Origin of the sequence: Streptococcus australis (genome assembly GCF_019930045.1) — a bacterium.
Taxonomy (GTDB): domain Bacteria; phylum Bacillota; class Bacilli; order Lactobacillales; family Streptococcaceae; genus Streptococcus; species Streptococcus australis_D.
Genome location: NZ_JAHZQQ010000005.1, coordinates 1 through 20,636, shown reverse-complemented (window position 1 = coordinate 20,636; position 20,636 = coordinate 1). Strand labels below are relative to the sequence as shown.

12 protein-coding genes and 1 pseudogene are annotated in these 20,636 nt (G+C 42.0%); all 13 read left to right on the top strand.

Annotated elements, in window-relative coordinates:
- Positions 1 to 25 precede the first annotated feature (25 nt).
- On the top strand, positions 26 to 1,198 hold the full coding sequence (cps2T, locus tag K1J10_RS01975; protein WP_223355697.1) for a beta 1-4 rhamnosyltransferase Cps2T: 1,173 nt from the start codon (positions 26 to 28) through the stop codon (positions 1,196 to 1,198).
- 6 nt (positions 1,199 to 1,204) lie between these two features.
- Positions 1,205 to 2,101, top strand: a complete 897-nt coding sequence (locus K1J10_RS01970; RefSeq protein WP_223355696.1) for a LicD family protein — start codon at positions 1,205 to 1,207, stop codon at positions 2,099 to 2,101.
- Positions 2,101 to 2,820: an IspD/TarI family cytidylyltransferase gene (locus tag K1J10_RS01965; protein WP_223355695.1), complete on the top strand. Its 720-nt coding sequence runs from the start codon at positions 2,101 to 2,103 to the stop codon at positions 2,818 to 2,820. Before K1J10_RS01970 ends, K1J10_RS01965 begins: the two co-directional genes overlap by 1 nt.
- Positions 2,821 to 2,822: 2 nt before the next feature.
- A complete protein-coding gene (locus K1J10_RS01960; RefSeq protein ID WP_223355694.1) occupies positions 2,823 to 3,881 on the top strand; it encodes an NAD-dependent epimerase/dehydratase family protein in 1,059 nt (352 codons plus the stop codon).
- A complete protein-coding gene (locus K1J10_RS01955; protein WP_223355693.1) occupies positions 3,868 to 4,872 on the top strand; it encodes a glycosyltransferase family 2 protein in 1,005 nt (334 codons plus the stop codon). The genes K1J10_RS01960 and K1J10_RS01955 overlap by 14 nt, the downstream gene beginning before the upstream one ends.
- Positions 4,853 to 5,785, top strand: a complete 933-nt coding sequence (locus K1J10_RS01950) for a capsular polysaccharide synthesis protein (protein ID WP_223355692.1) — start codon at positions 4,853 to 4,855, stop codon at positions 5,783 to 5,785. Before K1J10_RS01955 ends, K1J10_RS01950 begins: the two co-directional genes overlap by 20 nt.
- On the top strand, positions 5,782 to 6,621 hold the full coding sequence (locus K1J10_RS01945) for a glycosyltransferase (RefSeq protein ID WP_223355691.1): 840 nt from the start codon (positions 5,782 to 5,784) through the stop codon (positions 6,619 to 6,621). Before K1J10_RS01950 ends, K1J10_RS01945 begins: the two co-directional genes overlap by 4 nt.
- A 487-nt stretch (positions 6,622 to 7,108) precedes the next feature.
- Complete coding sequence (locus tag K1J10_RS01940; RefSeq protein ID WP_223355690.1) at positions 7,109 to 7,891, top strand: O-antigen ligase family protein; 783 nt, start codon at positions 7,109 to 7,111, stop codon at positions 7,889 to 7,891.
- A 9-nt stretch (positions 7,892 to 7,900) separates the two neighbouring features.
- On the top strand, positions 7,901 to 8,947 hold the full coding sequence (locus K1J10_RS01935; protein WP_223355689.1) for a glycosyltransferase family 4 protein: 1,047 nt from the start codon (positions 7,901 to 7,903) through the stop codon (positions 8,945 to 8,947).
- A gap of 59 nt (positions 8,948 to 9,006) precedes the next feature.
- Positions 9,007 to 10,422: a flippase gene (locus K1J10_RS01930; protein ID WP_223355688.1), complete on the top strand. Its 1,416-nt coding sequence runs from the start codon at positions 9,007 to 9,009 to the stop codon at positions 10,420 to 10,422.
- A gap of 202 nt (positions 10,423 to 10,624) precedes the next feature.
- Entirely contained in the window at positions 10,625 to 14,122 is a 3,498-nt protein-coding gene (locus K1J10_RS01925) for a GBS Bsp-like repeat-containing protein (protein WP_223355687.1), read from the top strand.
- A 460-nt stretch (positions 14,123 to 14,582) separates the two neighbouring features.
- Positions 14,583 to 16,701, top strand: a pseudogene (locus K1J10_RS01920) (GBS Bsp-like repeat-containing protein).
- A gap of 443 nt (positions 16,702 to 17,144) precedes the next feature.
- Entirely contained in the window at positions 17,145 to 20,561 is a 3,417-nt protein-coding gene (locus K1J10_RS01915) for a Cna B-type domain-containing protein (protein ID WP_223355686.1), read from the top strand.
- Positions 20,562 to 20,636 lie beyond the last annotated feature (75 nt).

Below are 20,636 nucleotides of genomic sequence, written 5' to 3'. Positions count from 1 at the left end.
TCGTCCTTTCCATGTAAGGAGAAAAATGAAACAGTCAGTTTATATCGTTGGTTCTAAGGGAATTCCAGCGAAATATGGTGGTTTTGAAACTTTTGTCGAAAAGCTGACAGAGTGCCAACAAGATCGAGAGATTCAGTACTATGTGGCATGTATGCGGGAGAATTCTGCAAAATCAGGGATTACTGCAGATACTTTTGAACATAACGGCGCAATTTGCTACAACATTGATGTCCCTAATATCGGTCCTGCACGTGCTATTGCTTATGATATTGCAGCTCTCAATAAAGCTATTGAAATCGCAAAAGAAAACAAGGATCAAGCCCCTATCTTCTATGTTTTGGCATGTCGGATTGGCCCTTTTATCGCTGGTATCAAGAAGAAAATCAAGGCGATCGGAGGGACTCTGATGGTCAATCCGGATGGACATGAATGGCTTCGTGCGAAATGGAGTCTTCCAGTCCGTAAATACTGGAAGTTTTCTGAACAACTCATGGTTAAAAACGCCGATCTTTTGATCTGCGATAGCAAGAATATCGAGGCTTATATTCAGAAGGATTATGCTAAGTATCAGCCACAGACGACCTATATTGCTTATGGAACCGATACAAGCAAGTCTATCCTGAGTAAAGAAGACGAGAAAGTACGGACTTGGTTTGCAGATAAGCAAGTTACTGAAGGAGATTACTACCTTGTCGTGGGACGTTTTGTACCGGAAAACAACTATGAGGCCATGATTCGTGGCTTTATGCAGTCAAACTCCCAAAAAGATTTTGTTCTAATTACCAATGTAGAACAAAACAAGTTCTATGAACAGTTGCGTAAAGATACTGGATTTGATCAAGATCCTCGAGTGAAGTTTGTCGGGACGGTCTATGATCAGGAATTATTGAAGTACATTCGCGAACAAGCTTTTGCTTATTTCCATGGTCATGAGGTAGGCGGGACCAACCCCTCTCTTCTTGAAGCTTTGGAATCAACCAAGCTCAACTTGTTGTTAGATGTTGGTTTCAACCGAGAAGTGGGAGAAGATGGGGCTCTCTATTGGGCCAAAGACCAGTTGGCAAGGGTCATCAATGAGGCTGAGCAATTAGACGCTCAAGCAATTGAAGCCCTCAATGAGAAATCAAGCCGACGCATCGCAAAAGCCTTTACTTGGGAAAAGATCGTAGCCGATTATGAGAAAGAGTTTAAGGGATAAAAAAGAATGGCAGAAAAATTAAAATACGACAAATCAGATATTATCTTTTTAGACGATGAGGGCTTGAAACGGTACCAAGCGGAACTCCTTAAGATGATTTCCGATGTTTTCAAGTTTTTCGATGAGCATGGGATTCAGTATTCATTGAGTGGCGGGAGTATTTTAGGAGCCGTTCGCCACAAAGGTTTTATCCCTTGGGATGATGATGTCGATATCAATATTCCACGAGAAAGTTATGATAAACTAGTCGCCTTATTTGAAACGGATCAGGATTTTAGTTCTCACTACTATCTTCAAAGCCCTAAAACCCACCCAGAGCTTGGGCTTCATGTCTCACAGATTCGCAAAAAAGGGACAGTGGCTCGTAGGAAATATGATTACGCAGCCAAAGAATGTGGGATCTCCATCGACTTATATATTGTGGAAAATGTCTTTGATCAACCCATCAAACGCTTTTTCCAAGGTTTTACCAGTATGTTTCTAACCTTTGCCTTGGCCTCTGTGCGTGAAACAAAGAATCATGCTTTGATGAAAGAGATGTTTCGCTTAGAGGGGAGAAAGCTTAACTATTCAGCTGGTAAGTTGATGGTGGGCTGGTTCTTTGGGATTATTCCGATGAAGACTTGGTTAACCTGGTTAGACAAGTGCAACTCCAGTTGTAAAGATCCTCATACAAAATATGTTTCTATCCCGACAGGGCGCAAACACTTTAGACGAGAGACTTATCTACGTGAAAACATGAACGTTTATAAGAAAGTTCCTTTCGAGACAGAGATGGTCAATATTCCAGTCTGGTCTGAAGAATATTTGGAAATGTTTTATGGCAAAGATTACATGGTGGTTCCTTCTGCAGATAAGAGAGAACAACACTTGTTCCTAGAGTTAAAATATGGAGAAGAATAATGAATATCGCAATTTTAACAGCATCTGGTATTGGTAGCCGTATTGGACAGGATATCCCAAAACAGTTTATCCATGTGGAAAATAAACCAGTTATTATTTATACTCTTGAAAAATTCCAACACCATCCAGAAATCGATGAAATTTGTATCGTCATCTTAAAGGGATGGGAGCAAATGGTAAAAGCCTATGCCGAACAATTCGGGATCACCAAGTTGAAAATCATTACAACCGGAGGAGCTTCTGGGCAAGAGTCAATCTTCAAGGGCTTGACAGCTGTTAAAGAAGCTCATCCAGACGAAGATGTAACTGTCTTGATCCATGATGGGAACCGTCCTTTGGTCAGCAATGAGATTATTAGCGATGCTTTGGCGACCTACCAACAATTTGGAAATGCGGTTGCAGCCATTCCAACAACAGAGGTTGTCTTTGTCTTGGATGAGCCTCAATCAACTTCTTCATCTGAATCCTTGAACCGTGATTTGTTGCTTCGTACTCAGACACCTCATGTCTACCATCTGGACAAGATTTTGTCCCTTCATCACAAAGCCTTAGAACAAGGGATTACAGATGTCGCAGCTTCTTGCCAAATGATGCAATTGTTTGGTGAGAAGAGCTATTTCTCACTCGGATCAGAGAAAAATCTTAAAATTACAACTGTTGAAGATTTAGATATTTTTAAAGCCTTACTAAGTTCAACACGGGATAATTGGATCAAATAACAATGGAATTATTAGCTAACGCCACCTATAGAAAAGACGTTGAGCACTCCTTGTCCTCAATCGTTTGTCTCGATGAGCTGAGAGGGAAATCGGTCCTCATAACAGGAGCTTCTGGTTTAATTGGCTCAACCCTGGTCGACCAGCTCTTATTTCTCAATCAGGTCAGAGACTTTGACATAGAGATTTACTGCTGTGGTCGGAATCTGTCCTCTTTAGAAGAGCGCTTTGGCAAGGAAACAAGTTACTTGCACTTTATCTTTTATGATGCCACTCAAGTCCCTGATTTTAAGATGACTGTCGATTTTGTCATCCATGCAGCCAGCCCAGCTAGTCCAGAACTCTATGTTCAACAACCAGTCGAAACCATGACCAGTAATTTTATGGGTATGTACCATCTCTTAAGTTATGCCAAGGATGCAGGTGTTTCAAATCTGGTCTATGTATCCTCGAGCGAGGTCTATGGGGCAAGTTCGACGGCTCAACCGCTAGCTGAGGATTTTATTGGGGAGGTTGACCATCTCCATGTCCGTTCTTCCTACGCTAGTTCTAAACGAGCGACGGAAACCCTCTGTGTCAGCTTCGCTTCGGAATATGATTTAAAGATTAGCATCGTTCGGCCAGGTCATATTTACGGACCAAGTGCCAAGGGATCAGACAATCGGGTCTCTTCATTCTTTATGAACGAAGCCCTCGCAGGACGGGATCTCGTAATGAAAAGTACAGGAAGCCAATTGAGATCCTATTGTTATAGTCTCGATTGTGCCAGTGCAATTTTGACGGTCTTGTTGGCAGGAACCTCAAGTCAAGCCTATAATATTTCAAATTCCACTTCGATTATTACCATCAAGCAGATGGCAGAAGTGATTGCCCAAGTTGGAGAGGTGGCCTTGGTGATGGATCTTCCAACAGAACAAGATCGTAAACAGGCCAATCCTATGCAAAATGCCAGTCTGACCAGTGATAAACTCGAAGGTTTAGGCTGGAAAGGATTGTTTGATGCTAAGACCGGTTTTGGCCATACCTATCAAATTTTAAAGGAGTTCGCTCGTGCAAACAAATAAGTTATTGATCATGATGGCGACTTATAATGGAGAGGCCTTTCTTCGAGAGCAGTTGGATAGTATCCTCCGTCAAACTGTGACGGATTGGAGCCTCATCATTCGAGATGACCATTCTTCAGATCAGACGGTTGACATTATCCAAGAATACATGGCAAAGGATGAACGGATTCAGTTGATTCAAAATGAATCTGATTTTCATGGGGCCTATTACAACTTCTTCGGATTAATCAATGCAGTTCGTCAGCAGGGCGCTCATTCTGATTATTATGTATTTGCGGACCAGGATGATGTTTGGGATCCAGACAAGTTAGAACGGTTGCAAGATTTCTATCAAGAAGTTCATACGGGTGGACCAACCCTGATTTATGCGGATATGAGAATCATTGACGGAGCTGGTAAGGAAACCTATCCGAGTATGGACCAGTTGATGGGGATTCACTATACCAATCCGATTTCTGCCTTCATGGCTCACAAGGTCTATGGATGCAATACCTTTTTCAACCGGGAACTGTTTTCGATTCTTCCAGAGTTGGCAAATGATGCCCCCGAATTGGCCTATCTATCACATGATAATTTCACGACAAAGGTAGCAGCTTTGCAAGGCAAGGTCTACTTTTATCCTGAAACAGTGATGGGCTATCGTCGTTATGGAAGCAATGTCACTAGTAAACACGAGTACAATTTTAAATGGAGTCGCATTTTTAAACGCTTATCCAAGGTGAATGAACTAGCCAAGGACCATGCCCTGACTTACAGACAGACCTTGGTGGCTACGCGTTTACTGAAAAAACAAGTAAGTTCTGATTCGGAACAAAAGCTTTTGGACCAGGTCGAAGCGATCATCCAACGGGGTGGGTTTTATGCGGTCAAGAAAGTTCGGTCTGAAAAGATTGATTGGGGTAAACCAGTCAAAACCTTGAGTAGAGCAGTGATTCTATTTAGTAAATTGTATAAAAAATATATGAGAAATAATGAAAAAGAAGATAAATAAAAAAGAAATATTACTGACATCCTTAAAGAATGGGACTTTTTTTCCATTAACGCTGGGGACGCTTTTCATAGGACGGGATAGAAAAGGTCTTGAACTAGTGCGTTTAATTGTACGTTATAAGCTCATGAAAAAATTGAGAAAAGAAAATGCACCTGTAATTAAAGAATTTCTTTCCTCACAGAAATTATTTGATAAAAAGAAAAGTAACAAGGTGTGGATTTGTTGGATGCAAGGATTAGAAAATGCACCTGAACTTGTTCAAAGGTGCGTCGCATCTATCCAAGAGAATCTTCCTGATAGGGATATTGTTCTAATCACGGAAGAAAACTATTCGCAATATGTTGAATTTCCTGAGCATGTTATGAACAAATTTGCTAAAGGAATTATAAGTCCGACACATTTTTCTGACTTACTGAGGTTGGAATTATTAACCCGACATGGCGGGACCTGGATTGATTCTACAGTTTTTTGTACATCTCCAGATGTTCCAAGTTATATGTTAGATTCCAATCTATTTGTGTTTCAAGGTTTAAAGCCAATCGATGGTCATGTGATGCAAATTTCTAATTGGTTTATCACCTCTGAAACTCACAATGAATTATTGGAATTAACAAAGTATTTATTGTATAAATATTGGGAAAAATATGATTATGTGAAAGACTATTTCATTTTCCATTTAATGTTTCAATTGGCAATTGAAACCTATCCTGAAAAGTGGAAAGAAGTTTTTCCGGCATCCAATACTTTGCCACATATTCTTTTGCTTAATTTATTTGAAGATTATAACCAAACGTGGTGGGACAATCTATTATTGACAACACCTTTTCATAAATTAACCTATAAGTTTGATGAATCTGAAACGATGAAAGATGGGACTTATTATAAAAAAATTATGAAGGAGCTCATAAAATGATTTCTGTAGCAATGACAACCTATAATGGTGCAGATTATGTGATTACTCAGCTACAGTCTATCTTAAATCAAAGTGTAGAAGTTGATGAGGTCATTATCTTCGATGATTGTTCGACCGATAATACAGCTGGTGTTATATCAAAAGTACAAGATTCTAGGGTGAAATTCATTCGGAATCGGGAAAATGTAGGATATATTCAAAATTTTTATAATGCGATTGAAGCTTGTACTGGAGATTTCATTTTTTTAGCGGACCAAGACGATGTTTGGGAGTTTGATAAAGTTGAAAAAACAATGGAAGTTATGAAGGAGTACAAGTGTGAAGCTGTTTGTACAAATTTTAGCCTAATCGATAAAAATGGTAGTGAATTAAAAACTACAGCACAATTTGTTCCCAATCGTTTTTTCACAGAATTAGAGAAAAAGAATGATAGAATTATTGATCTATCATTTGATTACCTTATGTTGGGGAATGTTGTCCAAGGTGCTACATATTGTATTTCAAAGAAGACACGAGAACTGTATTTGAAAATTGATAATAGAACCTTGTATCACGATCATCAATTATTATTAATTGCTTCAAAAATTGGAAAAGTATGTTTTTTAAATGAAAAATTAATAAGATATCGTATTCATGAAAACAATACGATTGGTTTTGGTACGAAGACAAATATTTTTGGTTTGAAACGGATTAAATTTCCGAAAATTGAACCATCAATGGTCACTTTTTTAAGACAGTTGAATCGAGAATCAAAAGTCCAACATTATTTTCACTATATTCTTTACTACTATTTAAGAATTCCATCAATTAAAAATATTATAAAAACGTTAAAATAGATCCAAGAATGGAGAAAACATGAATAGATTATCCCAAAGAAGTAGACTCATTACCTATATGATATTTTCTCTTTGGATTATTATTGGAGTTGCATATTATCGTAATATGAATTTAACTCTTATCCTCCCTATGTTTGTTTTAGTGCTGATTCATAGGATTTTTTCAAAAGGGCTCATCATTCGCTTAAACAAAAATAGTGTTTATTTAGTATTGTTTGCTGTTTATTATATTTTTGTCAGTGGGGCCTTTTTTCGCTCATCCGCTAGTTTTACAAATTTAGTCATTCGTTATGTAATGTTACCAATCATAGCTTTTTATGTTGCTAGCTTATTGGTGGTAAATGGCAATAAATCTAAATTATTCTTTGTTCAATGCCTCAAGTCTTTTGTTATGTTTTTTGCACTCTTTGGAATCTATGAGTGGAATGTAAGACATAATCCAATTTCCAGTTTTATTTCTACAGGGGCCGCAGAGTGGATTAATCGGATGAATGAATTTTCACATATTGTGTATTACCCTAGCTCCTTCTTCACTCACTATACCTATTTTGCCTATGTCCTCTTAGTGGGATGGCTCTTAGGCTTAAGTTTCCCAAGTAAGAACAAAGTAATTGATTACCTCTATAAGGGGGCAGTTCTCTTTGCCCTGATTGTCAGCCAGTCTCGGATGGCCTGGATCACCTTTATTGCCCTCATGGCGATTTATTATCTATTTTTTGCACGAAAGGCTAGGCTGACTTGGGTGATCGGGACACCAATCACATTGATTGCCTTGTATGTGACAGGGATTGTTGGACGAGTGGCAGCTCTTGTTTCGACCCGATTCAGCCGGATCTTTTCCATGGGGTTCTCGGATGGATCTTTAGGACAGAGATTTGGGACCTTGCAAAATGTTTCTCCTTATATGGCCGAGCGCCCTCTTAAAGCCTTGGTAGGAAGTGGATATGCCTCTACAGTATATGATTTTTTACCTAAGTATTCATTTTTTGCTGGTTTTCAAACAACAGATTCTATGTTGACCACCTATTTGGTAGAAGCCGGTATAATTGGCTCTATCTTGCTAACAGTTGGCTTGGTTATTTATCTTATTTCTTTAGACACCAAGGAGCCTTTTGATCGCTTTATCTTCCTATTTTTAGTCATGACCTTGATTGAAATGTTCTTTTTTGACTTTTTCGCAAACAATATCACCCTTTTCTTGTTCTACATGGTATGGGGAGTCATGGCTGCACGAGTGGGAACCAAAACAGAATCAAGTAGCCTACAATAGGAGAAATCAATGAAAATTACTTTTTGCTTGCCGTCTTTACCAGATGTGCCGGTTGGTGGCTTTAAGGTCGTCTTTGAATATGCTAATCGACTGGTCGATAAAGGGCATGAAGTCTCCCTTGTTTGCTTTACCAATCAAAAGTTTACAAGAATTAAGAATTATACCATCAAATATTACTTGTCCTATATTTATAAACATTTTTATCCCAAGTGGTTTCCTCTCGATAAACGGGTCAAAAAAATCGCGACCCCTTATCGCGATGAGACCCACTTTCCGGATGCAGATGTGGTTTTTGCGACAGCTGTCAATACAGCAGAGATCGTCCATGACTTACCCAAGCGATGTGGGCGCAAGTATTATCTGATTCAAGATTTTGAGAATTGGTCCTTTTCGGATGAGGAGGTCTACCAGACCTACCAAATGGGGATGACCAATATTGTCGTCTCTCAGTGGCTCTGTGATATGGTTCGCCCCTATGATCCAGAAGTGAAGCTCCTTAAGAATCCGATTGACACCAATGCTTTTTCTGTAGTCAAGCCCATCGAAGAAAGAAATCCACTGGAAATTGCTATGCTCTATCACTATGGAGAACACAAGGGAATTCCAGTCGCACTAGAAGCTTTGGAATTGGTTCGCAAACGTTATCCAGACCTCCATGTGACCATGTTTGGTGCGCGTGAAAAGAGAGAGGATATTGATAAAGAGTGGATCAGCTATCATCAAAACCAAACAGCCCTTCAATTGAGAGCTCTCTATAATCAGGCGGCGATTTTTGTCTGTGCTAGTGTCAATGAAGGATTTGGTCTGACCGGAGCAGAGAGTATGGCCTGTGGCTGTGCTTTGGTTTCAACCGCCTATAAGGGTGTCTTTGAATATGCAAATGATACCAATGCTTTGTTGTCTCCAGTCAATGATCCTCAAGCCCTTGCAGCCAATATCTTGCGAGCTATTGAGGATGCTGATCTCCGCCATGATCTGGCTCGTAAGGGTAGCAAGGATCTAAAAGGCTTCTCACTAGAAAGAGCCGTAGAAACCCTCATCGAATGGATGGAATAGAACATTTCTAAAAAGGAATAGGAGTCCTAGCTTCTATTTCAAGGAGTTGAAGGAGTCCAATGAAAGTCTTAAAAAATTATGCTTATAATTTATCTTATCAATTATTAGTTATTATTCTTCCCATTATTACCACCCCTTATGTCACTCGGATTTTCTCTTCTAGTGATCTAGGGATATATGGTTACTTTAATTCCATTGTGACCTACTTTATTTTGTTGGCGACTCTTGGAGTCAATAATTATGGGACCAAGGAGATTTCCGGTCATCGAAAGGAAGTTCGAAAGAATTTTTGGGGGATTTACACCCTACAGTTGCGATCTTCCATGTTGTCTATGCTCCTCTACATTTTATTATGTGCATTCGTTCCGGGAATGAGAAATCCAGTAGCCTACATTTTGGGGATTAGTTTGCTTTCCAAGAGTTTAGACATTTCTTGGCTCTTTCAAGGTTTGGAAGATTTTCGACGGATTACCATTCGAAATACCTCCGTTCGCTTAATCGGGGTTACTTCTATTTTCCTATTTGTGAAATCAGAGAAAGATCTCTACCTCTATGTTTTCATCCTATCCGCTGCGGAACTCATCGGACAGATTAGTATGTGGCTTCCAGCCAAACGGTATATTGGCAAACCGTATATCGACTGGGCCAATAGCAAGAAACACGTAAAACCAGTCATTGTTCTCTTCCTCCCCCAAATTGCCGTTTCCTTATATGTAACCCTAGATAAAACTATGTTAGGAGCCTTATCTTCGGCGACAGATGTCGGGATTTATGATCAGGCCTTGAAAATTATCAATATTTTATTGACCCTGGTGACGACTTTAGGGAGTGTGATGCTCCCGCGTGTTGCGAGTTTGATTGCTGAGGGCGATCACAAAGCGGTGAACAAGATGTACGAGATTTCTTTTCTTATCTACAATCTCGTCATTTTCCCTATGATTGCTGGGATTCTAATTGTTAAGAATGACTTTGTGAGCTTTTTCTTCGGTCTGGACTTCCAGAATGCACGCTATGCCATTGCTATCATGGTGTTTAGGATGTTCTTTGTCGGTTGGACCAATATTATCGGAGTACAGATTCTGATTGCACACAACAAACACCGTGAATTCATGCTCTCTACCACTATTCCAGCTTTTGTCAGTGTAGCCTTGAATCTCCTTTTGATTCCGCCATTTGGTTATATCGGAGCTTCGATTGTTGCAGTGCTGACAGAAGTCTTAGGGTGGTGTTTCGAAATGTATTTTGCTAGAGAGTATCTACGGGAAGTATCCATCTTGCCGGCTATGTTGAAAATCATTGTAGCTTCACTTGTCATGTATGGAGCCTTGAGCCTCTTGCAAATTGTCCTCCATTTTTCGCCGACCCTAAATGTTCTAATTTACTCAGGAGCGGGTGGCTTAATCTACGCTGGACTTATTTTAGCCTTGCGTGTGGTAAATATTTCAGAGTTAAAAGCGACTTTGGTTAAGAACTAGGGAAGAAGTCAGACTGTCGCTCTGTATGACTGGATAAGCGACAAGAAAGAGTGTTAGGATGCAGTTGCCCTTCTAGCACTTTTTGTTTTGCCTGATTAAAGGCTTGATAATTTTTTCTAGAGGGTTTTTGTTTTAACTGTTCAGACAATCAGACTTGTGATAAAATAAGAAGAGTATTATTACTACATCAAAGGGAATAACAATGAGAAAAAAAGATTTGATTTATGTTGCAAGTGCAGCTGTCTTGATGGCTGCTTCAACACAGGTAGCTCAAGCAGATGAACTGACTGGTAAAGATCCAGCCCAAGTTGAAAACGAACAAAGGTTAGCTTCTCCAGATCTTTCAGCTTCAACAGTAGAAGATGCTGCTAAGGAGACGAGCCTTAGTTATCCTGCTCCAGCGACGGTTACGGAGCTTTCTAATGAATCAGGAGTAAGCGAAAAGACTCAAGAGCAAGGGACAGGAGCTTCAGTAGAAAAAGAGGAAGCTACAACCTCTACAGAAGAGGTTGCCAAGCCTGAAACACGAGCTGGAAGCACCTTCTTCACTGCTTCTTCACAAGCTCCAAATGGTCGCTCGACAGATGTAGCAGTGCAGCCTAAATCCTTTGTCGATGTCAGCAGTCACAATGGCTACATCAGTGTCGAAGACTATCAGGTCTTGGCTAGAAAAGGCGTGGGAGGTGTCGTTGTCAAGCTGACAGAAGGAACGACCTATACTAATCCCTATGCGGAAGGCCAAGTTCGAAATGCACAAACAGCTGGCCTCCAAGTGTCTACCTATGCTTTCTCACGCTATACAAGCGAGGAGCAAGCTAAGGCGGAAGCCCGCCACTATATCTCAGTTGCCAAACGCTTGAACCTGCCTACGACAACTGTCATGGTCAATGACATGGAAGATGCTAAGATGCAGGCCAACATCAACCGCAATACTCAAGCCTGGACAGATGAGATGCGTAAGAATGGTTATACCAATCTCATGTACTACACCAGTGCTAGCTGGATTGATGAAAACAATCTTCGCAAAAAAGGTCCTGTTTCGACTGCTCAGTTTGGCCTGAAAAACTTCTGGGTGGCTCAATACCCATCTCCAAAACTCTCTGTCAATGATGCAAAGAACTTGCGTTACAACGGTGGGGCAGGAGCTTGGCAGTTTACCTCTCAAGCAGAATTATTGCCTGGTAAGCACGTCTTTGACCAGAGCGTCGACTATTCTGGTCGCTTCACGACCAATGCCAAACCAATTGCTGATCCGACTAGAGGAAACTTGAATGGTAAGATCAGCATTGAAAATAAAGATGATGCAGCAGGGCGTTTTGATGTCCTAATTTCAAACGTAACCGCTCCAAATGGGGTCCTCACAGTTTCTGTCCCTGTCTGGTCAGATATCAATGGCCAAGATGATTTGGTCTGGTATACTGCTACCAAACAGGTAAATGGAACCTACAAGGTCAGTGTCAAAGCTAGTGACCATAAAAATTCACGGGGCAAGTACCACGTTCACCTTTATTACAACCAATTAAATGGCCAATCCGTCGGTGTAGCTGCAACGACAACAGAGTTAGCTACCGGCAAGGACCGTACTGTTGAAAGTCCAAGTGGGACTGTAAGCAATGAAAAAGCAAGTGGGCGCCTAACGATTGAAAATAATAATGGCTCTACTGGGACCTTTGATGCAGTGGTTCGTGATGTCGTCGCACCAAATGGTGTGAAAGAAGTCTTGCTTCCCGTCTGGAGTGAGGCCAATGGCCAAGATGATCTAGTCTGGCATAAGGCAGTCCGCCAGTCAGATGGTTCTTACCGAGCAACAATCAAGGCTAGCGAGCATAAGAACTCCCAAGGGAAGTATTTGGTCCATGCCTATTACGTGACGCCGATAGGAGACAAGGAATATGTCGCAAGCACAGGAGCGACTGTTCATCACGTCAAACCAACTGGTAATTTGACGATTGAAAATAAGAATGATATTGCTGGGACCTTTGATGCAGTCATTCGCGATGTCGTCGCCCCTACAGGTTTACAAGAAGTCTTGCTTCCAACTTGGAGTGAGGTCAATGGCCAGGATGATCTGGTCTGGCATAAGGCAGTCCGCCAGTCAGATGGCTCTTACCGAGTGACGATCAAAGCGAGTGACCATAAGTACTCTCAAGGGAAATACCTAGTTCACGCCTATTACCTAACTGAAACAGGAACGAAAGAATATGTGACGAGTACGTCTACTACAGTTCGGCAAAGGCGTTCAGCTGGAACCCTGACTATTGAAAATAACAACTCGACCACCGGTAGTTTTGATGCTGTTATCCGAGATATCGTCTCACCAAATGGCTTGAAAGAAGTATTGGTACCGGCTTGGAGCGAAGTCAATGGCCAGGATGACCTAGTATGGCATAAAGCAACTCAGCAAGCAGATGGGAGCTATCGTGTAACCATTAAGGCGAGTGAGCACAAGAACTCCCAAGGTAAATATCTGGTTCATGCCTATTACGTGACGGATACGGGAACGAAAGAATATGTAGCAAGCACGGGAACCACTGTTCGCCAAAGCAAGGTGACAGGAACTTTAACCATTACCAATAAGAATTCAGAAGTGGGAACCTTTGATGTCATCGTATCAGATGTCTTCAGTCCGAAAGGAGTGAAGACGGTTCAAGTACCGATTTGGTCTGACAAGGACGGTCAGGATGATATTATCTGGTACAATGGCAATCGTCAGACAGACGGGACATATAAAGTCTCTGTCAAGGCTAGCGACCATAAGAATTCGACTGGTAAGTACCATATCCATCTCTACTACATCCAAGAAGATGGGACCAGAGTGGGTGTTGCGACTAGTGCAACAGAAGTGACTTATCAAAATCTCACCAATAAAACCAAAGCCTATATCACCAACGTCAATGCCTCTGCAGGGACCTATACAGTAGCAGTCGACCAAGCTCCTCAAGGTCGTCGGATCAAACAAGTCCGTGTGGCAGTCTGGTCTCAACCGAACCAAGAAAACCTTTACTGGTACTCCACTGCTTCTAGTGGTACGCACACAGAAGTGGCGGTTTCGGCCATTCACCATGGCAATCAAAAAGGTGATTACACGACCCACGTTTATGTCGATTATACGGACAACACAGTAGAAGGCTTTAACCTTGGTAAGACCAGTCTATCCCCTCAGAATCAGAAGGTAAATCCTAAAACGACCTACTATTCTCAGCGGGATCCTCGTTGGGGTTCTAAGTGGTATGGGATTAGTAACATGGACCAATCTGGCTGTGTCCCAACTTCGTTAGCCATGACCTTTACGGATATCTTGGGAGTTGGAGTGACTCCGACAGCAGTAGCCGATTATTTGTACAACCAAACGGATACATTTAATAAGACATCTGGAGCTGGTACAGATGCCCAGGGAATTGTTTCAGCAACACAAAAATGGGGACTCAATAGCCAAATGTTGACAGGGGCTTCTACCATTGCGGCTTCCTTGCAAGCTGGGAAACATGTCCTTGCAGCAGTCGGACCTAGTCGTTTTATCAATGCTCCATATACCCATGAAATTGTCCTTCATGGCTACGATAATGGTAAAACTTATGTCAGAGATCCATTTAATGCAGCCAACAACGGCTGGTATGGTATTGATTATATCCATTCATTGAAGAGTACAGATCCGATGGATACAAAATTAGGATCACCTTTCTTCTCAATCTTTGCCTAAAGTCTATCTATCTCATAGACATCTTTCAATCATACAAGTGGAGCTGATACATTGAGTTAGCTTCACTTTTTTATTATTCGGAAACTCCTCATTTTTGATAGAATTTCTTTTTAGATTGGGCTCTCCTGTGGTACAATAGGAGAGTATAAAATGAGGAAGCATCGCTCTTTGATAGAACTAAGAGAGAGGCTTTTTCAAATCTAAAAAGGGAAGTTTCATGAAAAAGAAAGATATTATCTATTTTGCTAGTGCAGCTGCCTTGCTCGCACTCACGACGCCTTCTGTTCTTGCAGATGAACAGAATAGAGCAAGTGTTGATGATCATCGACCAACAAATGTTCTCTCGAACAATTCCACACCTACAAGCTCCAGTCCGACAGATGGACCAAAGGAAGAGAGTCCCGTGACACCTCAACCAGAACAACCAACTGTCCCAGAAGTGCCTAAACAACCAACGCCAATCTACGACCCACAGCCAAGTAACCCAAGCAAACCTAATCAAGAAAAGCCTGCAGATCCAGTAAATGAGAATGTCAATCAAAAACCAAGTGGAACGCTTACGATTGAAAATAACAATCCGGCTACAGGGACGTTTGATGCGGTAGTCAACAAGGTTGTTTCTCCAGAGGGATTGAAAGAAGTTTTGATCCCAAGCTGGAGTCAAGATGAAGGGCAAGATGATTTGATCTGGCACAAGGCTAGCTTACAAGAAGATGGAAGCTATCGAGTAACAATCAAAGCTAGTGACCACAAATATTCTGAAGGCAAATACTTAGTTCATGCTTATTATGTCACAGCAAAAGATGAAAAGAAATTTGTAGCTAGCACAGCCACTACCGTTCAATATTCGGGCCCTAAAGGGAACTTAATCATTGAAAATAATAATTTCATCACTGGTACCTTTGATGCAGTGGTTCGCAATGTCTTTGCACCGAATGGGTTAAAAGAAGTTCTCATCCCATCTTGGAGTGAAGTAAATGGCCAAGATGATTTGGTTTGGCATAAAGCTAGCTTACAAGGAGATGGAAGCTACCGCGTGACCATTAAGGCTAGCCAGCACAAGAATTCTGAAGGGAAATACTTGGTCCATGCTTATTACGTCAACCATGAAGGGCAAAAGGATTATATAACAAGTACAGCAACAGTGGTCCGTCAGGTTCGCGCCAGAGGGATGGTCTCCATTGAAAACAACAATCAGAACACTGGTACCTTTGATGCTGTTATTCGCAATGTAGTAGCTCCGACTGGTTTGGAAGAAATCCTTGTTCCATCTTGGAGTGAAGTAAATGGCCAAGATGATTTGGTTTGGCATAAGGCAATCCGTCAGTCAGATGGTTCCTACCGTGCGACCATCAAGGCGAGTGAACACAAACAATCGCAAGGGCGTTACCTAGTTCATGCTTACTTGGTAAACAAGAGTGGAGAGAAGGAGTACCTTTCTAGTACAGCTACGGAAGTTCGTTTTAGCAAGCCGACTGGTACCCTAACCATCCAAAACAACAACAAGGAGACCGGTACTTTTGACGTCATTATCTCTGATGTCTTTAGTCCAAAAGGTGTTCAATCTGTCCAAGTGCCGATCTGGTCTGACAAGGACGGCCAGGATGACGTTATCTGGTACAGTGGGCATCGTCAGTCAGACGGTAGTTATAAAGTCTCTGTCAAAGCAACAGACCATAAAAATTCGACAGGACGCTACCATGTCCATCTCTACTACGTCCAAGCGGACGGAACTCGGGTTGGTGTCTCTACGGCAACGACCGATGTAGAATTCCGCCAAGCCAAGACCAAGACTCAAGCTAAGATCAAGTATGTCAATCCGACCTCTGGGACTTTCACAGTCGAAGTAGATCAAGCTCCTCAAGGGCGTCAAATCAAGGATGTCCGTGTGGCTGTCTGGTCGCAAGCCCACCAAGAAAACCTTCACTGGTATACCACTCCTTCTGTGGGTGGCCGTACAGAGGTACAGGTGAATGCTGCCAACCATGGCTACCGCCAAGGAGATTACACCACCCATGTCTACGTGGACTATACCGATGGTACTGTCGAGGGGATTAACCTGGGGCAAACAGGCTTGTCTCCAGTTGTAGCCAGAGGGCAACGAGATCGTGTCCCTCCGTGCTGCAGCAAATCTCGTAGGAGTGACCGCAGGTAGCGCAGCCCATCGCCAGTTGGTCTCAGACTATAATAGTGTCAAACCTCTCCCTGTAGGTTATACTGTCAAAAACTCAGACGACTGGTGTGATGTCTTTGTGACTACCGTCTTCCAGCGGGAAGGTTTGAGCCACTTGATCGGTCGCGAATGCGGGGTTGAACGCCATATCCAGATCTTTAAGCGCTTAGGGATCTGGAATGAGAATGGCTTGACGACGCCAAAGGCAGGGGATATCATCACCTTTAACTGGGATCAAAATAGCCAACAAAACGACGGTTGGGCAGATCACATCGGGATTGTTGAAAGTGTCCAAAATGGCATAATCCATACCATCGAAGGAAACTCCAATGGTGCCGTCCGTCGCCAGGTCTATCGTGTCGGCCATGGCAATATCCGTGGATTTGCAACGCCACGTTATTATTAAAAGAAGAGCAGTTCCTAGCAAGCTAGGGACTGTTTTTTTGTCGTTTTTTCTCCTGAGGCCAGCTTAGATTAGAGGCCAGCGAGTTGCTTTTGGAAAAGCTTGGGAAAATAAAAAACTAATTAGTGATAGGTTCGGGTTTCGTTTATGATTAACTAGTGTAATTTAAAAAACGTTAGCCACGAATCGGAATTAATCAGACAACTCAAAAAAAATCATTCGGAAATACTACTAGTTTGAAGTTCTTTTTAAATTAAATGAACGTAAAAAACATTTTTTTGAAAATATTGCATCTATTTTATTGAAATTGGTTTAGAAAAGTATTATAATGCAAAGTGTATAAAAGGTTTTATAGGGAAAATAATTTGAGGATTAGTTCCATTTAAATCCAACTATACTGTGTGGGATGATTTTGCGAACCATGCGAAAGAAGAGAGGAGAATCATATGAAAAAGGAAAGACAAATGAAGCAATTCATGTCAAAATTCCTAAATGCAGCAAGTCTATTCTTGCTGGTGTTTTCGATGTTTTCGACCCCGCTTGTCACCATAGCAGAGACAAGTGAAGGGACGACGCCTAGTACCGAGGCAGTTCAGCCAGAGTCAGCAACAGAGGCATCTAGCAGTGCGACAGAAGCAACTAGTAGTGCGACTGGGGCGCTAGCACCATCAGGAGCCGATCGAGCAGCAGCACCTCGCGCTCCAAAAGCTGTAGATGATGTCATCACGAGCATCAAATATACCAACAATGAAGGCGGAGAACTGAACTGGTCACTCGAGCCTTGGGCGACCTTTAAGATCAACGCGACCTTTGCCTTGCCAAATAATAAAATTCACGCAGGGGATACTACAACAGTTTCAGTTCCATCTCAGTTGATTATCAACAGTACGGACTTTGAACTAAAAGGGAAAGACAAGGATGGCAAAGAACAAATTGCTGCTTATGCTCATGTCGACCCAACCTACAAAAAGTTGACCTTGACCTATACAGACTTTGCTGAAAAGAATTCAGATGTCAAAGGTAGTTTCTTCTTCTATGTTCGTGTGGACCACTTGCTCGTTCCAAATGCAGAGAAGATTCCAATTAGTATAACAGTAGAAAACAAGGTCGTTCCAAATGAACCTCCTCAACCACCAGTAGACTACATTGGGGTTAAGAAACCTGACACTTATACCCTCAACAAGGTTGGTTCTTATAACCGGGAAGCAACCACTCCAACCCTTAACTACACCATTGCCATCAACCGCAAACCACTCAATATCAAAAATGCGGTTTTAAAAGATACCTTACAATTCACCAATGCCCACTACGATCGGAATTCCTTCATCGTTGAAAAAGGGCAATGGGTATGGGAAAATGCCACTTGGGTTTTCAAAGATGCTGAGCCAGCCATCTATGAAATTGATTTTCCAGATGATAAGTCTTTTGTGATTAAGATTGCAAATATCACAGACAAAGAAATGTACCGTATTCGCTACAACGTTCAGCTAGGTTATGTTCCTCGAGATAATGAAAAATTTGTCAACAATGCTACGTTAAACGGTGAAGATTCGATTGTGAAGAATGCCGAAGCGCGTGTTCTCTGGCAAAAAGGTGGAGGTAATGTAGAAGGCTATGCCTACCATATCAAACTCCACAAGCAAAACGAAGCTGGTGAGCCACTTCAAGGGGCTCAATTCAAGATCGTCCGAAATGCCAACAAACAAACCCTCACTCATACAGTGGATGGAAAAGAAACCGATATCTTCACTTCAGATGAAAATGGGGATTTGAATGTACCAGGCTTGCTCAAGGATGATTACACCGTTACAGAAGTGGCAGCGCCAAATGGTTATCAATTGCTCAAAGACCCGGTGACCATCTCAGAGAATGATTTTGCCCAAGGTAATCCGAATTTCGATGTGACTAGTAAAATCTTGACAGTTGTGATTAGCAATAAGAAACAAAACAACCGTCAACTCAAGGTCACTAAGAAATGGAATGATAAAAAGAATCAATACAAGACTCGTCCAGCATCTGTGACTGTCAACCTCTTGAAAGACGGTGTCGTCGTCGAAGGTAAGAGTCTGGTCTTGAGCGAGGACAATCATTGGACAGGGGCCTTCACAGATCTAGATGAAACTGGCAATTACTCAGTCCAAGAAGTCGATGTAACCGGCTATGTCGCAACTGTTGAATCAGAAGCAAAAGATAGCATCCGACTTGTCAATAGTCTTGAAACAAGAGAAGTCTCTGGTAGCAAGACCTGGAAGGACGACAACAACCGCGATGGAAAACGTCCAAGCCAGATCACTGTCAATCTCCTTGCAGATGGAGAAAAAGTAGACAGCCTAAAAGTGAAAGCTGACAAGGATGGGAACTGGACGTACAGCTTCAAGGGTCTTCCAAAATACAAGGATGGAAAAGAGATTGTCTATACGGTATCTGAGGAAGCAGTTGAAGGCTATACCAGTCAGCTAGAGGGAACCAACCTCACCAATACCTACACTCCAGCCACTGTTTCTATTGAAGGAAGCAAGACCTGGAAGGATGACAACAACCGTGACGGCCTTCGTCCGAGTCAAATCACTGTCAACCTTCTTGCAGATGGGGAGAAAGTGGACAGTGCTACTGTTAGCCCAGATGCAAGCGGTAATTGGACCTACCGTTTCCAAAACCTTCCAAAATACAAAGATGGTAAGGAAATCACCTACACAATTTCGGAAGAAAAAGTTCCGGGATACAGTAGCAAGGTAGAGGGGACCAACCTCATCAATAGCCATACACCGGCCACTGTTTCCGTTAAAGGAAGCAAGACTTGGAAGGACGCTGACAACCGTGATGGACTTCGTCCAGAAAAAATCACTGTTATCTTGAAAAAAGCTCTAGCTGGATCAGAAGCAGTAGAAGTCGCTCGTAAAGAGGTCACAGCAAAAGACAAGTGGGCTTATGAGTTTAAAGATCTTCCAAAATATGAGAATGGACAAGAAATTGTTTACTCTGTAGATGAAGAAGCTGTTCCGGGTTATGAAACCAGTGTAGAAGAAACTAACCTCACCAATACCCATACTCCTGAACGGACTGCCATTCCATTCAGCAAGGTATGGCAAGACGATGGCAACCAAGACGGTCTTCGTCCAGAGTCAATCGTAGTGAACCTGTTGGCAAATGGTAAGAAGGTAGCTAGTCAGACCCTCACAGCTGAAACTGGCTGGGCAGGAATCTTTGAAAACCTTCCAAAATACGAGGCAGGAAAAGCCATTGTCTACACCCTTGAAGAAGAAAAAGTAGCCAACTATACAGCTGACATCGATCAAACCAACTATGTCATCACCAATACTCACAAGCCAGGTGAGACTCACCTAACCGTGACGAAACGTTGGGATGATGAAAATAATAAAGCGGGCATCCGTCCGAAGAGCATCAAGGTTCAACTCTTTGCAGATGGTAAGAAAGTTGGAAGCGAAATTGAGCTCAGTGAAGCCAATAAATGGACCTATACTTTCTCAAAACTTCCAGAGAAAGCAAAAGGAAAAGCCATTGTCTATACGGCAAGTGAAATGGTGGTTCCAGCGGGTTATGAAGGTACAAAAGTGCAGGAAGATCCAAGTAATGTGATCTTGACCAATAAGCACAAACCAACAGTGCCACCATCAACACCACCATCAACACCACCGTCAACACCACCATCAACACCACCGTCAACACCGCCATCAACACCGCCATCAACACCGCCATCGACTCCACCGTCAACACCGCCATCAACACCAGAAAAACCTGGACGTCCAGTTCAGAAGAAATTCTTGCCAAGTACGGGTACGGTTGTTTCGATTGTAAGTATTGTCTTAGCAGTTGTCTTAGGTGGACTTGCTCTCTATATCTGATTCTGTCAATAATTTTGTGTAAACACTCAAGTAAAGTTGCGGAGTGTTAATCAAATAAGCTTTCAAGTGTGTCAG

Bases quoted from the DNA above. Each gene is read 5' to 3' on its own strand.
- K1J10_RS01960 (WP_223355694.1), top strand. From the start codon at position 2,823: ATGGAATTATTAGCTAACGCCACCTATAGAAAAGACGTTGAGCACTCC.
- K1J10_RS01950 (WP_223355692.1), top strand. From the start codon at position 4,853: ATGAAAAAGAAGATAAATAAAAAAGAAATATTACTGACATCCTTAAAG.
- K1J10_RS01970 (WP_223355696.1), top strand. From the start codon at position 1,205: ATGGCAGAAAAATTAAAATACGACAAATCAGATATTATCTTTTTAGAC.
- K1J10_RS01925 (WP_223355687.1), top strand. From the start codon at position 10,625: ATGAGAAAAAAAGATTTGATTTATGTTGCAAGTGCAGCTGTCTTGATG.
- K1J10_RS01940 (WP_223355690.1), top strand. From the start codon at position 7,109: ATGAATGAATTTTCACATATTGTGTATTACCCTAGCTCCTTCTTCACT.
- K1J10_RS01945 (WP_223355691.1), top strand. From the start codon at position 5,782: ATGATTTCTGTAGCAATGACAACCTATAATGGTGCAGATTATGTGATT.
- K1J10_RS01965 (WP_223355695.1), top strand. From the start codon at position 2,101: ATGAATATCGCAATTTTAACAGCATCTGGTATTGGTAGCCGTATTGGA.
- K1J10_RS01915 (WP_223355686.1), top strand. From the start codon at position 17,145: ATGAAAAAGGAAAGACAAATGAAGCAATTCATGTCAAAATTCCTAAAT.
- K1J10_RS01930 (WP_223355688.1), top strand. From the start codon at position 9,007: ATGAAAGTCTTAAAAAATTATGCTTATAATTTATCTTATCAATTATTA.
- cps2T (WP_223355697.1), top strand. From the start codon at position 26: ATGAAACAGTCAGTTTATATCGTTGGTTCTAAGGGAATTCCAGCGAAA.
- K1J10_RS01935 (WP_223355689.1), top strand. From the start codon at position 7,901: ATGAAAATTACTTTTTGCTTGCCGTCTTTACCAGATGTGCCGGTTGGT.